This is a genomic window from Bacillus sp. WC2503 (assembly GCF_052682895.1).
In genome coordinates, this window is record NZ_JBQYMD010000001.1 from 2,180,564 (window position 1) to 2,195,402 (window position 14,839).

The 14,839-nt window shown below is 31.5% G+C and carries 22 protein-coding genes and 1 pseudogene; 15 read left to right on the top strand and 8 right to left on the bottom strand.

Annotation, left to right across the window (positions count from 1 at the left end; genetic code table 11):
- Positions 1–154: 154 nt before the first annotated feature.
- Positions 155–523, bottom strand: a complete 369-nt coding sequence (locus ACUN26_RS11170) for a hypothetical protein (RefSeq protein ID WP_033657361.1) — start codon at positions 521–523, stop codon at positions 155–157.
- Between the two features lie 485 nt (positions 524–1,008).
- Between ACUN26_RS11170 and ACUN26_RS11175 the strand changes: the two genes are divergently transcribed.
- The 8 genes from ACUN26_RS11175 (at position 1,009) to coaW (ending at position 7,197) form a co-directional block, all read left to right on the top strand.
- On the top strand, positions 1,009–1,161 hold the full coding sequence (locus ACUN26_RS11175) for a YqbF domain-containing protein (protein WP_073990761.1): 153 nt from the start codon (positions 1,009–1,011) through the stop codon (positions 1,159–1,161).
- A gap of 163 nt (positions 1,162–1,324) precedes the next feature.
- On the top strand, positions 1,325–1,759 hold the full coding sequence (locus tag ACUN26_RS11180) for a hypothetical protein (protein ID WP_033657360.1): 435 nt from the start codon (positions 1,325–1,327) through the stop codon (positions 1,757–1,759).
- Between the two features lie 281 nt (positions 1,760–2,040).
- Positions 2,041–3,243 (top strand): MFS transporter, encoded by a 1,203-nt coding sequence (locus ACUN26_RS11185; protein ID WP_000269231.1) that lies wholly within the window; start codon positions 2,041–2,043, stop codon positions 3,241–3,243.
- A 154-nt stretch (positions 3,244–3,397) separates the two neighbouring features.
- Complete coding sequence (locus tag ACUN26_RS11190; protein WP_002093668.1) at positions 3,398–3,691, top strand: hypothetical protein; 294 nt, start codon at positions 3,398–3,400, stop codon at positions 3,689–3,691.
- A gap of 185 nt (positions 3,692–3,876) precedes the next feature.
- Entirely contained in the window at positions 3,877–4,242 is a 366-nt protein-coding gene (locus ACUN26_RS11195; RefSeq protein WP_000760383.1) for a hypothetical protein, read from the top strand.
- A gap of 395 nt (positions 4,243–4,637) precedes the next feature.
- Positions 4,638–5,837 carry an LL-diaminopimelate aminotransferase gene (locus ACUN26_RS11200; RefSeq protein ID WP_000222659.1) on the top strand — a complete coding sequence of 400 codons (1,200 nt, stop codon included), beginning with the start codon at positions 4,638–4,640 and terminating at the stop codon, positions 5,835–5,837.
- A gap of 56 nt (positions 5,838–5,893) precedes the next feature.
- The gene (locus ACUN26_RS11205) at positions 5,894–6,292 is read left to right on the top strand and encodes a 3-hydroxyacyl-ACP dehydratase FabZ family protein (protein ID WP_000558188.1); all 399 of its coding nucleotides are present in this window, start codon (positions 5,894–5,896) and stop codon (positions 6,290–6,292) included.
- A gap of 83 nt (positions 6,293–6,375) precedes the next feature.
- Positions 6,376–7,197: a type II pantothenate kinase gene (gene coaW / locus ACUN26_RS11210; RefSeq protein ID WP_000442510.1), complete on the top strand. Its 822-nt coding sequence runs from the start codon at positions 6,376–6,378 to the stop codon at positions 7,195–7,197.
- Positions 7,198–7,212: 15 nt separating this feature from the next.
- Here the strand turns inward: coaW and ACUN26_RS11215 are convergent.
- The 6 genes and pseudogenes from ACUN26_RS11215 to ACUN26_RS11240 form a co-directional block, all read right to left on the bottom strand.
- Positions 7,213–7,721: pseudogene (locus tag ACUN26_RS11215) on the bottom strand (2'-5' RNA ligase family protein).
- Positions 7,722–7,839: 118 nt separating this feature from the next.
- The gene (locus ACUN26_RS11220; protein ID WP_000502991.1) at positions 7,840–8,319 is read right to left on the bottom strand and encodes a CcdC family protein; all 480 of its coding nucleotides are present in this window, start codon (positions 8,317–8,319) and stop codon (positions 7,840–7,842) included.
- A gap of 41 nt (positions 8,320–8,360) precedes the next feature.
- Positions 8,361–9,032, bottom strand: coding sequence for a DUF4052 family protein (locus tag ACUN26_RS11225; RefSeq protein ID WP_000177831.1), 672 nt, complete (start codon positions 9,030–9,032; stop codon positions 8,361–8,363).
- A complete protein-coding gene (locus ACUN26_RS11230; RefSeq protein WP_000457684.1) occupies positions 9,029–9,901 on the bottom strand; it encodes an ATP-binding cassette domain-containing protein in 873 nt (290 codons plus the stop codon). The genes ACUN26_RS11225 and ACUN26_RS11230 overlap by 4 nt, the downstream gene beginning before the upstream one ends.
- Positions 9,901–10,278 carry a GntR family transcriptional regulator gene (locus tag ACUN26_RS11235; protein ID WP_000805198.1) on the bottom strand — a complete coding sequence of 126 codons (378 nt, stop codon included), beginning with the start codon at positions 10,276–10,278 and terminating at the stop codon, positions 9,901–9,903. Before ACUN26_RS11235 ends, ACUN26_RS11230 begins: the two co-directional genes overlap by 1 nt.
- A gap of 145 nt (positions 10,279–10,423) precedes the next feature.
- A complete protein-coding gene (locus tag ACUN26_RS11240; RefSeq protein WP_000876550.1) occupies positions 10,424–11,017 on the bottom strand; it encodes a DUF4825 domain-containing protein in 594 nt (197 codons plus the stop codon).
- A gap of 440 nt (positions 11,018–11,457) precedes the next feature.
- Between ACUN26_RS11240 and ACUN26_RS11245 the strand changes: the two genes are divergently transcribed.
- From ACUN26_RS11245 to ACUN26_RS11270, 6 genes are read left to right on the top strand one after another with little or no spacing between them, the layout of a single operon-like run.
- Positions 11,458–11,598: a YrzI family small protein gene (locus ACUN26_RS11245; RefSeq protein WP_000156182.1), complete on the top strand. Its 141-nt coding sequence runs from the start codon at positions 11,458–11,460 to the stop codon at positions 11,596–11,598.
- 27 nt (positions 11,599–11,625) lie between these two features.
- Positions 11,626–11,769, top strand: a complete 144-nt coding sequence (locus ACUN26_RS11250; protein WP_000142746.1) for a YrzI family small protein — start codon at positions 11,626–11,628, stop codon at positions 11,767–11,769.
- Between the two features lie 28 nt (positions 11,770–11,797).
- Positions 11,798–11,941: a YrzI family small protein gene (locus ACUN26_RS11255; protein WP_000668989.1), complete on the top strand. Its 144-nt coding sequence runs from the start codon at positions 11,798–11,800 to the stop codon at positions 11,939–11,941.
- Positions 11,942–11,967: 26 nt separating this feature from the next.
- Positions 11,968–12,111: a YrzI family small protein gene (locus tag ACUN26_RS11260; protein WP_000669086.1), complete on the top strand. Its 144-nt coding sequence runs from the start codon at positions 11,968–11,970 to the stop codon at positions 12,109–12,111.
- Positions 12,112–12,137: 26 nt separating this feature from the next.
- The gene (locus ACUN26_RS11265) at positions 12,138–12,278 is read left to right on the top strand and encodes a YrzI family small protein (RefSeq protein WP_000669820.1); all 141 of its coding nucleotides are present in this window, start codon (positions 12,138–12,140) and stop codon (positions 12,276–12,278) included.
- Positions 12,279–12,305: 27 nt separating this feature from the next.
- Positions 12,306–12,446, top strand: coding sequence for a YrzI family small protein (locus ACUN26_RS11270; protein ID WP_000668494.1), 141 nt, complete (start codon positions 12,306–12,308; stop codon positions 12,444–12,446).
- A 237-nt stretch (positions 12,447–12,683) separates the two neighbouring features.
- Here ACUN26_RS11270 and ACUN26_RS11275 read toward each other — a convergent pair whose 3' ends face one another.
- Positions 12,684–13,769, bottom strand: a complete 1,086-nt coding sequence (locus tag ACUN26_RS11275) for an AI-2E family transporter (protein ID WP_000837897.1) — start codon at positions 13,767–13,769, stop codon at positions 12,684–12,686.
- Positions 13,770–13,918: 149 nt separating this feature from the next.
- On the opposite strand from ACUN26_RS11275, the gene ACUN26_RS11280 reads away from it, so the two are divergent.
- Entirely contained in the window at positions 13,919–14,740 is an 822-nt protein-coding gene (locus ACUN26_RS11280; RefSeq protein ID WP_000189690.1) for an HNH endonuclease, read from the top strand.
- Positions 14,741–14,839: the final 99 nt, after the last annotated feature.

The following is a 14,839-nucleotide window of genomic DNA, read 5'->3' on the forward strand; positions in this document are numbered from 1 at the left end:
TCATATAATAATTAAAGTTCTCTTTATGTATTTTCAAATCCTCTTTTCAGCTCACCTCTTGTAATACAGACAGACCATCGTCAAAATGATATGAATATTACTTTAAAACAAAAAAGGTTATGGGAACTAATCCCCTAACCCAACTAAATATCTATTACATTTTTATTTCCTCATATATATCTATGTAATATAAATCCTCTTTCAACTTCATAATAACTTCTACTTCATTATAAGTAGCCTCTCGAGCATGTAAACCAAATTGATTCATGCCAATCCATATCCATCCAGGTGTATGATGAAGTATATCGATATTAAAACCATCTAACTTAGTAAGCTCCGATTTAATAAATGTATCTTTAATAGCGATTTGTTTGTCTATTAAGCCATATTCTTTTCCATTTTCAAATAGCGATATAATTTTCCCTAAAATCGGATGTTCCCGAACAATAAAATGATATTCCCTTTCATCTACATTCGCCACAATCAAACGAAAATCAGATACATCAGTCCCAAAATTCGGCATATTCATTTTTTCACCCCCTTAATTAGCTTCACTAATATCATAACAAATGAATATTTAAATAAAGTTAATAAAATGTAAAAAATAAAAAAGCTGACTTCCCTTTAGGAATCAGCCTTTATATTTTAGTTACCTTTATACTTTTACAACCTATTACAATGTTTCCTTTTCCTCATCATTTCCAGAAACTAAATTTCCTATAGCATCTGCCGTTACTTCTACCACAAATTCACAAATACCTGCTACAACTTCTCCAATTACTTCATCCATCTTTTTCCCTCCTTATTTTATGTAACTTATTTGTAGTATAGAAGAGATTGGTTATTTTTAACTATCGGAAAAGGTGACAAAAACATTACAGATTTGTAAGCTATTTCAACATGTTAACATTTTTACTTCTACCTTTTGAAACCCAAAGTATGATTAACAGGTATATAGGCCACCATAATATAAAGCAAGTAATACATTCGATAGAGGAGGCGTGCAAAATCTATTACGTAAAATTAATTAAAGGAAAATCATTCTATGCGTTTGATCATCGTTACTTAGTGTCTGAAGAAGAAGAGGTTTCAGAAAAAATTTATAATTACTTACTACGTAATGAATTTTTCGAAGTTCGTAAAGAAGAATATTCTGCTTAATGTAGGAAGGGCATCAAGAAATAAACCACATACTCGTGGTTCTCTTCTTGATGCTTTTATATTATTCCCCTATATTCAACCCTATTCTATTACTATCTTCTAATATACGTCCAATCTAATCCGTCATTACCTTCATATTTTAATATATGAGGAGGTGACAACCATAACTCATATCATTGATTACCAAGCTATTCAGCCAATAAATAAAACTGACGCAACTACTTTTACAATTCCCGATTCCCCAAACAAAGCAATTCTAGCAAATATTGAATTAAAAATTCCAATAAAAGATTCACGTGATAATCGAGTAGAATTAATTGCTACAGTTGGAGTTAAAGGTATAACTGATATATCACAAATATTGTTTAGGGTTTTCCGTAACAACATTGAAATTTTCAACACACAAGTAAGTATTAGATCTACAGATTCTGAACAATATTACGTTGAAACATTTCAAACAATTAATAAAAATATAAGCTGTGGGATTCACGAATACACTTTAACTGTGGAAAATTTAACAAGTGCTGCAAGTGCAGATGTTATTGGCCCCCTCACCTTTAGTGCATTAGCAATTGGACAAGGTCATAATAGTTATTAAGCAACTCTATTTACAAAGTGTATTTTAGAAAAGTGAGACGTACTATTACGCTCTTGCTTTTTTTATTTTTTATATGTAATTAATTCAAAGTTCATTTTATTTTTAATGCTTATTTCATCAACTCATAAATCCAATTTTCGCCAAATCAAAAAGATTGAAATCCACTAATGAAACACGTAATATAGACTCTGACTCTAAAAAAGTTCGTAAAAAAATACTACATAAATAAGGAGGTTTTATATACGAGTTTTTCACTTTAAAAGACGGAGAGGTTTTACATTATGTGGCGTAATAAAAATGTTTGGATCGTTTTAATTGGGGAGTTTATTGCTGGTCTAGGTTTATGGCTTGGTATTCTTGGCAACTTAGAATTTATGCAAAAATATGTCCCTTCTGATTTTATGAAATCAGTTATATTATTTATCGGACTATTAGCAGGTGTTATCGTTGGTCCAATGGCTGGTCGGGTCATCGATCAGTATGATAAGAAAAAAGTTCTTCTTTATGCTGGGTTTGGTCGGGTTTTAAGTGTTATTTTTATGTTTTTCGCTATTCAATTTGAAAGTATAGCCTTTATGATCGCCTTTATGGTTGCACTTCAAATTTCAGCCGCATTTTATTTCCCTGCATTACAATCTGTAATTCCACTCATCGTACGTGAACATGAGTTATTACAAATGAACGGTGTACATATGAATGTTGGTACAATTGCTCGTATTGCAGGTACTTCACTAGGTGGAATTCTTTTAGTTGTAATGAGTTTACAATATATGTATGCCTTCTCAATGGCTGCATATGCTCTATTGTTCCTTTCAACTTTCTTTCTACAATTTGAAGATAAAAAATCAACAGTGCCAAGTAAACAGGCTGCAAAAGATAATAGTTTTATGGAAGTATTTCGTATTTTAAAAGGAATTCCTATTGCTTTCACAGCACTTATATTAAGTATCATCCCACTATTATTTATTGCTGGTTTTAATTTAATGGTTATTAACATTAGTGAAATGCAACATGATCCAACGATTAAAGGATTCATATATACAATTGAAGGTGTTGCATTTATGTTAGGTGCCTTCGTTATTAAACGTTTATCTGATTATTTTAAACCTGAAAAATTACTATATTTCTTCGCAGTTTGTACCGCTTTTGCACACCTTTCATTGTTCTTTAGCGATATAAAATGGATGGCTCTTACATCATTTGGTTTGTTTGGCTTTAGTGTCGGCTGTTTCTTCCCTATTATGTCGACAATTTTCCAAACGAAAGTAGAAAAAAGCTATCACGGCCGCCTCTTCTCATTCCGTAATATGTTTGAGAGAGTTATGTTCCAAATTGTCTTACTTGGAACTGGCTTCTTCTTAGATACGATTGGGTTGCAATATATGGTTCTCATCTTCGGAGTCGTTTCGTTGTTGATTATTTCTATTTCCCTTTCTAAACAGAAACATTATGAAAAACAACCTTCGCAATCTGCGAATTTATAACGTAAACATTATTGGGCATGGATTCAGTTTTATACTGGGCCATGCCTTTTTGTTTTATAAAAAACCATTTAATATGTTAAGTGAAACGATTTAAAGGAGTCCCCCTTTCGCTTTCGAATATAGTATATAAATAATAAATAAAGGAGTTGGGAAAATGTATGATGGCATGCAGTTATTTATTATCTTTATTTTTGTAATAGTTATATTTAGCATCCTAAACTTTTTAACCATTTCCCTTTCTCAACATAGCTTTAAAAGGCGAATTGTGGCAGGTTTCGTTTTCTTATTGTTAACTCCCATTGTCTTTTTGACTACTACAGCATTCGCTTCTATATTCGATAAAAGTGGATTTAGCGTAGGTACGTTAGCCTTTATTATTGCAAGTGTATATATTTTAAATGGAATAGTCATCCTACTTTCCTCCTCATTTATCCTCAAAAAGGCATAGCAAAAATTATACTGATAGGCATGAAAAACTAGTATTACGGTAAATTCATGTCTTTTATTTTTGCTATGCTTTTCCCAATTTTTATGTGAAATTAAGTAATTCTTTAAAAAAATTTAAACTTTATTTATTACAATATTTCTATCGTATTCGCACGTTTATTAGCCATAATAAGAAAGGAGCACAAAATGAAAAAATATCTACTTATATTTCCTATACTGATCGTTTTACTTAGTGGCTGCAACAAGAATGATATATACGGTTCTTGGGAAGTCGTTGACAATAAAAACGGTGAATGTCCTGTATATTATAAATTTGAAACAGTTGTCAAAAAAGAAAATAAAGAGGAAATTGTTCAAAATTTAGTAGAAATGCAAACTACAAATAAAAAAGAGGATTTATATAAAGGTTCATTTGTCAAAAATTCTAATGTATATCACATTGATTATGGCAACTCATTTACATCAGATCAAACTTTAAAGGTTGTCGATGATACATTATTAAATGTATATTTTTTGACAGCTGAAAAATTATGTACATATAAAAAGAAATGATTACATTTCAGATGAGACGCAGGAAATATTTTCTGCGTTATTTCACTTTAGAAATCTTTCTCAAAAACATTTCCCTCTTTTTAATCTTTTAATTTGAATGTATAATTGCTTAATAATCTAAATAATTTCACTGTGAGGTGCTTATTATGAGAAGTTTAAGTTCCTTACTTATATCAACAATTTGTCCCGTCATCCTAATCCGCGTAGAAAGATATAATAGACATTTCAATTAACCATTCTAGCCTATATACAGCTTCCTCTTTCAAAATAGACTAACCCTTCCTCTAAATTTGTCAATCGTTTTAATTTTCATAAAAAAGTGATAAAATGTAAACATGTGTTTTCAGAATAATTAAATACGTAGAAAGAAAGCACTGTTTTTAGGAGGGGTTTTGATGACTTACACGTTAGCAACTAGAATGAAAGCATTCCAATCTTCTATATTTAGTGAATTAGGGGCCTATAAAAAAGAGAAAATTGCAGCAGGTCATAAAATGATTGATTTAAGTATCGGAAATCCTGATATGCCTCCTGCTGATTTCGTAAGAGAAGCAATGGTACATACAGCAAGTGAAAAAGAAAGCTATGGATACACATTAACAGGTATTCAAGAATTTCACGAAGCTGTAACTGAATATTACAATAACACTCATAACGTTATATTAAATGCTGAAAAAGAGATTTTATTATTAATGGGTTCACAGGATGGACTCGTTCATTTACCGATGGTTTATGCAAATCCAGGAGATATTATATTAGTTCCTGATCCAGGATATACAGCTTATGAAACAGGTATTCAAATGGCTGGTGCAACATCGTACTACATGCCATTAAAGAAAGAGAATGATTTCTTACCTAACTTACAAGTTATCCCTGAAGAGATCGCCGATAAAGCAAAGATGATGATTTTGAACTTCCCAGGGAATCCAGTTCCAGCAATGGCACATGAAGATTTCTTTAAAGAAGTAATCGCATTCGCGAAAAAACATAATATTATTGTTGTCCATGATTTTGCTTATGCTGAATTTTATTTCGATGGCAACAAACCAATTAGCTTCCTCTCTGTACCTGGTGCAAAAGAAGTTGGTGTAGAAATAAACTCTTTATCAAAAAGTTATAGTTTAGCAGGTAGCCGCATTGGTTATATGATTGGAAATGAGGAAATTGTCGGAGCGCTTACGCAATTTAAGTCTAATACAGATTACGGTGTATTTTTGCCTATTCAAAAAGCAGCATCTACAGCACTAAGAAATGGTGCGGAATTTTGTGAGAAAAACCGCACCATTTATCAAGAACGTAGAGATACTTTAGTCAATGGGTTCCGAACGTTTGGCTGGAATGTCGATAAGCCAACTGGCAGTATGTTCGTATGGGCTGAAATACCGAAAGGATGGACTTCTCTAGAATTCGCTTATGCATTAATGGATCGTGCAAATGTCGTTGTAACACCAGGTCATGCATTCGGACCTCACGGAGAAGGCTTTGTACGTATTGCTCTTGTTCAAGATAAAGCGGTATTACAACAAGTCGTTGAAAACATTAGAAATAGCGGCATTTTTTCTCTTGAAATAATAGAGGAATTAGTTAAAAATTAGTTACTACTCCCCTGCTTAACTTTAGCAGGGGTATTATTTATTGGAGGTACTTTCATATGCACGTTAAAGATACACTACCCCATCGTTATCCATTTTTAATGATTGATAAAGTAACAAGTATAAAACAAGGTGAATCCGTGACAGGATACAAACTCATTACAAATAACGAATGGTTTATAAATGATACGCAAAAACATATGCCTCATATGTTAATTGTAGAAGCACTTGCGCAGCTTAGTGCATTTGTAAATACAAGTGACTCTGAAGGATTAGGCTTTCTCTCCTCATTAGATGGAGTTGAGTTCCATGAGAAAGCATACCCTGGTGATAAACTTGATTTACATTATGAGCTAACACGTAACCGTCGAGGGTTTGTTCTCGGTACAGGTACGGCAACAGTTAACAGCCACCCTATTGTAACTATAAAAAAACTATTAATATATCAAGCAGATTAATCACTATTTGATCCGCCCGGGATATCTATCCCACGCCAATTGGGCTTATAAGATAAATATATTACGTAGTTAGGAGTAGGAAAATGGAAAGAACTATCGGTATCGATGCTGGAGGAACATTAACGAAAATTGCTTATATTAATGAAAAAAAGGAATTAGCTTTTGAAAAGTTTTATTCACATGAACAAGATAAAATTATGGATTGGCTTCAGAGCAATAATAGAATGAAACAAATATGTATTACAGGTGGTAAAGCGAAACTATTACAACAACTACTTTCGGATGCATATACAATAGTAGAGCTAAATGAATTTGAAGCTACTCTTGCAGGTGTACGATACATATTAAAAGAAGAAAAACATTCTATAAACAACTTTATTTTAACAAATATCGGTACAGGTACTTCTATCCATTACGTTTATAATGACCATTATATTCGAGCTGGAGGAACTGGAGTTGGCGGAGGTACTATTATGGGACTTTCAAAATTATTAACAAATATTGATCATTTTGAAGATGTAATCCCTCTTACAAAAATAGGTTCTAGAAAAGAACTAGATATTACGGTGGGAGATATTTATGGTGGTATTCTCTCTCCTATTGATAATAGTTTAACTGCAAGCAATTTTGGTAAAGCCGCTATTACAGACTCAAATTATAGTAGCTCAGATATAATTGCTACTGTACAAGGACTTGTCGGTGAAGTCGTTACTGCATTAAGCCTTCCATTCGCCGAAGCAAAAAACATTGACCATATTATTTATATCGGTTCGACTCTATGTAATAATGTACACCTTCAAAATATTATTAGTAGTTACACAAAATATCAAAATAAAACACCAATCTTTTTACAAGATAATGGTTATAGTGGTGCGATTGGCGCTTTACTTCATGCTACAAAATAAAGAGGCTGACTTTTGTCAGCTTTTTTGCAATGGTACTTCAAATTCAATAATTGACTCTTCGTTCTCTCCAATTCGCTCCACACTAATTCTATTAATCACACAATTTAATTTCTCATGAAAACTAGGAATACTTTTAACTACTTCAGCAGCTAGCTCAGCACTTTCTTTTCTCCCGACTGTTACATGCGGGATGTACGGAATGTCTTCTTTCAAAAACTGTAATAAAGGTCCTGTATACAGGATATTACGTAGATCTTCTATTTGTTCTTTCCCTTTTTCAACTCGAAAAACAAATATGCTCCTTCACTCGTTATTTGATTCGCAAATTCAATTTCTATATTATATATCTTTTTTGATACATTCAAAATATGTAATTTCAACTCCTCATTTGAAATAGGACTTTGAAACGGAAATACAATTGTAACATGCGGTGGGATTAATCCGAATAAAGGATCATGCTCTAGTCTAATGTCCTCTATTTCATGGATGGACATGTTCTTTAGAAAAAGTAAAATGGTACGCATTTTTATATCCCCTACTTCCCCTTAATTTTTTATATTTATCATATTGTATGGCAGCCTGTACTTCAACAAATTGTTTTGCTTACATCTAAAAATAAAAAACTTCTCAAATGAGAAGTTTTCATATAGCAGGATTATTATTTTCCCGCCAAACTTTCCTAAATTTTATATAACAAGCAATTCTCCATGGAATAATATACGAAACGGCAACGACATAAAATAATAAACCAATCGTTTGTGGATCCAAATCAACAATATATTGCCTTGAACCGTATCTTAAAACAACAAGTGCAATAAAAGTAATTAGAAAAGCTGTGCTTTTTTTCGTATAAATATTCCCATCATCTCTTCGTTCGTAATTTGTTAAAATTATAAGTGGTACGGCGAAAAGAATCCCAATGCATGCTGCTAAAACTACTTGTAAAATAGCTGGATGTACGGGACCAAAAAACCATATTATCCCTGGCGTTAAAAATAGTAATGGCCACAAAATTCGTTTTCCTGTTCCTTTTATCGGTTTGTACATAGAACGGTAACGACGCCAAAATATTAGTAGTGCAATGCATACAAAGACGGTTATTAGTGAAGAAGTGTCTCCCATTTGTTTTTCCTACTCTCCCAAAATATATATTTAATTACACTTTAAATGGTTTGCTCAAATGATACTTTTCGAATAAATATACCGCTAGTCACGATATAGACGATAGTTAAAACAATTGAAATGACAATAAAGTATGGGATATCTATTAAAGATAGATTAGATGTAGAATTTAAATCCTGTATTCCTACTTCTGCATAAAGTACACTATTCAATGATATAAAAAATGTTCCGCCTATCATAAGACCAATCCACTTAAAACGTTTCTTAATCACTACTGCTACTTGAAAAAAAGTTGCAATTGTAACATACAATAATAGTTGTACAATAAACTGTTTAACTGAGTGTTCTCCTAAACTAATATTTACTGCTCTATACAATGTATTTTGTAAAACAATCACTTGAAGGAATGAGAAAACCGCAGCTTGTAATATGATATAGCAAACTGATCCAATGAAAAACTGTAATCTCGTTACTCCAAATGAAACTGCTAAACGAAACACATCATCCTGTATAATAAAAGTACTTACTACTATAAACAATGTAATTACAATCGAAGGATTATTTAATATATGTTGTAAAAATCCTTCTCTTATTTCTTTTAACTCCATTACACTTGTGATTCCTTTTATAAGTAAAGCTGTAATCCAAAATATTAAAATTGCTTTATAATGAAATTTTATATGTAACTTTAACTGCTTCATTATCATCGTCATTTCACTTCACCACCAGTTATATGAATAAATAGTTTTTGTAATGTAATTCTATCAACTACTAATCCCTCTTTTTCAACAGAATAATAATCTTCATTAGAAAGCTCTTCCCATATAACAGTAATGCCTTTGTTCCCATAAACTTCTCGATTTAAAACTTTTTTATTAATTGAGAACTCATCCACTTTATCTTTTTTCCCCGAAATAATATGTCCTTGTTGTAATAAATCTTCCACTGATGATTGAACAACTAATCTTCCTTCTTTTATGATGATTATCTCTTCAATTACATGAGTTACTTCTTCTACTAAATGTGTTGATAATATAATTGTTCGAGGATGCTCACCATAATCTTCTAATAGTAAACTATAAAACAACTCACGATGCGCTGCGTCTAAACCTGTAGTTGGTTCATCAAAAATAGTAATTGGTGCTCTACTTGCTAGTCCTTGTATTATTCCAACGACTGTTTGCATACCATGTGATAGTTTATGGTATTTCTCTGTCATATTAAGCTGAAACTTATCAGCAAGTTTTTCAGCGTACTCTCCATCCCAATTTTTATAAAACATGCTACACATCTTAAAAATTTCTCTTACTTTATAACTTAAATGAGCTTCTTCTTTCACTCTAACAAAACAAATATTTTGCATCGCTTTACTATTTTCAAATACATTTTCACCTAATATTGATACATTTCCACTACTTGAAATAATTTGTCCTGCGAGTAAATTTAATAGTGTCGTTTTCCCTGCTCCGTTCCTTCCAAGCAAACCATATATTTTATGCTCTTCCAATGAAATAGTTACTTCATTTACAGCTATTTTCTTTTTATATTTTTTCGTTAAATCTTTCGTTTCAAGTGCAAACATTACGCTTTCCCCTCCTTCGTAATTTTTTGTATCATATCCATCAATTCGCCTTTTGATATTTCTAGTACTTTTGCTTCTTCCCACACTTTAGGTAAATACTCTGTCATAAAAGTATTTTGTCTTTTTTTTAGTACGACTTCTTTTGCTCCCTTTGCAACAAACATCCCGATCCCTCTCTTTTTATATAGAATCCCCTCATCTACTAATACATTTACCCCTTTAGCTGCAGTAGCTGGATTTATTTGTAACATCTTTGCAAATTGATTTGTCGATGGAACTTGTTCTTCTTCAAGCAATATATCTTTTAAAATATCAGATTCAATAGTTTCCGCAATTTGTAAGTATATTAACTTATTTTGTTCTAGAGTAGGTTTCACAATTTCACCACCTTAGGTTCATAGGTTCATTACTTATGTAATTAACCATATCACATTACAAATGTTTTTTCCATAAATTTCTTATACATAAAAAGGAATCATTCATTTAAGAATGATTCCCTAAAAAAACTCGTAGTTTCAACAATTATTCCAACTGCTTCACTGGATATTTAGCAAATAAAGATTGCCTAAAATCTTTATCATTCACAAGCATTTTAATTTTTTCTTCATTGCCCTTAAAAAACTTTATAACTTTATTTTTATCCCATATATCTTTTTCTTTTGGAAAATCATCGAATTTCCTATGCAAAATTGATAACATTTCTTCCCTCGTTATCTTAAAGTTTTTATTTTCTATTTGAAACTCATACGCTTTTGCATTTGGTACTAAAATCACTAGATATATAGCATTAAAGAGAAAATTCTTCTTCATCGTATCCTTCCCATCAAACCAATACGTCTCAATCATTTCTTCTGTAAGAGTCCCACTCTCTTTTACGCCATAGTTCACTTTTATACTTTCATTTTCTAAACTTATACTTTGAACTGTTCCACCACCGGGTAAATTTTTAACAATTGCAACCACATCTGAATTATTACCAACGTACGTTCCAGTATATTTCTTAAAATCATCTGACCTAACATCAGATATATCTTTTATTCTTTCTCCGTTAGAACAAGCCGTCATAAATAAAAAAATTGTTAGCATAACGAGCACATTACGATGCATATATTTCATTTAGCATCCCCCATTTTTATCGATATTTCGTTACTTACTATACTGCTTTTCAAATCCCTTTTAAATATAAGCATTTTAATCAAAATTAAAAATTTTCAATTTTTAGGTTTACAATTATCCATTAATTGTATATAATTACTAACGTAAGAAAAAAATTCTAAAAGGAGGTCGAAGAAAATGATGAAATTACAATTACATGCATTAACTTTTGCGTTAGCTGCACCTTTGTTTTTCGGACAATTGAATATGAATTCGACCACCCTAATGGAGAATTGAAGATCGTATATTATTTCTTTTAATTCATAAATTCGCCACAGGAGGTCGTATACTTTCCTGTGGCTTTTTCACGCCCAGCCGTAGGAGAACTGTATCTTCCTGTGGTTTTTTTGTGCGGTTTTTTAGTCTCTTACATTATTTTTTAAAGAAAGGAGCAACATTCAATGACTATTAGCGTATTGTTTTTAAGTATTACGATTCAAAGAAATAGACGTTCCAATACGGAACTGCTTCATAATGCGCGAATTCAAAAAGCTATGGATGATGTTAAGGAGCGCCAAGTGCTTTATTGTGATCACCTGTAATTCCTTTTCGAAAGGAGGAATTCATTTATGACTTTTCATGTTTTCTTTTTTACGACTGCACTTCAGAAAAACACTTTATCTGAAGATGAAATCATTCGTAAACAACAAGTAAAACAAACAACTGATAAAATAACTGACATTAAAATTTCATACTATACACAAATGTATTAAAAATATATTTTAAAGGAGCAATATCTTCATGAAATTTAAAGCATTCTTTTTAACCATTACCCTTCAAAAACGTAAGCTTTCACAAAATGAGGTTTTACACGATCAACACGTTCAAACTACTATGGACGAAGTAAAAGAGCTTCAATCTTCTTTTTACAATCGTCTGTTCTAAATAAATCCAAAAGGGGTAATAATTCAATGAAATTTAAAGCATTGTTTTTAACCATTACCATTCAAAAGCGTAAACTTTCACAAAATGAGGTTTTACACGATCAACACGTTCAAACTACTATGGACGAAGTAAAAGAGCTTCAATCTTCTTTTTACAATCGTCTGTTCTAAATAACTTATAAAGGGGTAAAAATCTAATGAAATTTAAAGTATTCTATTTAACCATTACCATTCAAAAACATAATTTTTCTGAAACTGAAATGCTTCACGAACGTCAAATTAATCAAGCTATGGATTATGTAAAAGAAAGACAGAGTCATTACTGTAGTCATTTGTAATTCCCATTTGAAAGGAGGAATTCACATATGAAGTTTCACCTTTTCTTTTTAACTATTACGATTCAAAAAGAAACGATTTCTCAAAATGAATTAAAACAAGAGCAACAGTATAAACAAATTATTGATGAAATTCGTGATTGTAAAAGTAAATATTACACTCACCTATAGTTTATATGAATTAACTTGAAAGGAGTCGATTATGATGTTGATAGTACGGTGTAAAGAAATGATTTGGATAGTTCAGAGGGATTCCACATAGTTTTATAGACCTTAAATCCCACAAGTTTACCGTTAAATTTGATATATAAAAAACATATAATAAAATCGCATTAATACACTTTTTTATATTGATTAACAAACGAAAGATACACCACTTAAAAAGCGGTGTATCTTCCTCAACATATACTATTTTCGATTATTTCGTTTCGTTTTAAACAATCTTACTAAGTTTGAAACAACTGTTTTTGTTACTGCATAAACTGGTACTGCTAAAATCATTCCGATAATTCCCGCGAAATTACCTACCCCTAAAATTAAGATAATAATTGTTAACGGGTGAATATTTAATTTCGAACTCATAATACGTGGTGAAATAATATTACTTTCAAACTGTTGTACTATTGTAACAATAATAATTACGTACAATGCTTGCATCGGAGATACGAACAAACCTACAATAACAGCTGGTGCCGCACCGATAAATGGACCTAAGTTAGGAATGATATTTGTAAATGCTGCAATAATTCCTAAAACAAAAGCGTACGGTAAATCGATAATTAAATAACCGATGAAAGTAAAAGCACCAACAAATATACAAACGAGCGCTTGCCCTTGAATATATGCAGATAACGTTTCATTCGTTTCCTTTATGATACGAAGTCCTTCTTCACGGTAAGACTCTGGTAATAAGCTAACCGCTTTTCCTGGAAAGGCATGCCCATCTTTAAACATGTAAAATAAAATGAACGGTACTGTAAAGATAACTAACGCAACGTTCGTGATGATACCAAATAAAGCCGTTGCACTCGACGTAATTGTATTTGGTATATCCTTTAAGTATTCAATTGCATTTTTTTCAATTGTTTCAATGGAAACGTAATTTTGTGTAGATAACCATTCAAACAATCTGTGATGTGATAAATCTTGTATGTATACTTTTCCCTCTTTTATATACCCTGGCATATTTTTCACTAAATCCATTAACTGTTGTGAAATCGTCGGAACAACTACTCCAACGCCAACCGCAGTTAATGTGATGATAAAAAGATATAACAGTAGAATCGCTAAATTTCTAGGTACTTTTTTATTCTCCAAAAAGACTAATACAGGATTAAATATGAAGTATAAAAAAAGCGCGATTAAGATTGGGAAAAACAATGTTGATATGAAGATACCAATCGGTTGAAATAGAAACGATATTTTTGTGCAAATAAATATGATTCCTACAACCATTAGCACTTCTAATGTCCAAAAGTGCACTTTCGATTTCAAACAAACGTCCTCCTTTAAACTAGCACTTCTCTTTATTGTACCAAATTAAACTTTAATTTCACATAATATTTTCCTTTACAATATTCCAAAATACCAATAAATACACTACAATGAGAATACATACAAATTTGCAGGTAAAGGTGATAAAAATGACACAATGCATCATTTGCAGAAAAGATACGAAAGAACTGAGTGAACAATATGTCATCCCAGAAATATTATGTGGCTATTATTTCACAAACTCAATTTGTGATACTTGTCATGAACAAATGACAACAAATATTGATCGCCCTTTAATTAGGCATAAATTAAGTCAATTTAAGATTGAGCAAATGAAAAAACAAATCGACTCCCCTCTCTATACAAATGAGCATGGTGAGGAACTTGCGGCGGCTGAAACAGATGTTGTTGAAGTAAGTGATGAAATACTTTATTCCAATGCATTAATTATGAAACTATGTAAAAAGCACGATATTTCTCTACATAATGAAATTTGGAAAGAAGAACGTGTAACGAAAGTAGCTAGCTCTATTCAACGTGAATTACTTTTAGATAACCGTAAATACAAAATGAGCGTATTAAAAATGGCTTACGCTTTCGCTGTACAAACAATTGATGGCTACTTTGAAGATCCAGATGCAATTGATATTTCTAATATTCTATCAAATGCCGATTTCATGGAATTAAAAGAAAAGAGTATTGTTCGTGACTTAAGCAAAAGTTCATTATGGAATACATTAAATACAAATAGTGAAAACCATTACTTTATTTTACTTAGCGATAAAGACGGCCTATTCTGCTTCATTCGTTTGTTTGACATCTTTGATGTTGTCGTTCATTTATCAGAAAAGCGATATGAACTTGCATCGCCAATTGTCGGCGTAAATAATGTGAATAAGCAAGAATTTTATGTCCAAACTTTAAAACAGTATATGGATGGGTTATTTAAAGAAACATCATCTACTATTTAATCAAAATCAGAACATACGGTCTCCTTTCTTCATGAAAAGACACTGTGTTATAATGAGTATGAAAAGAACAATACAATCACATAAACTAATTATAAATTG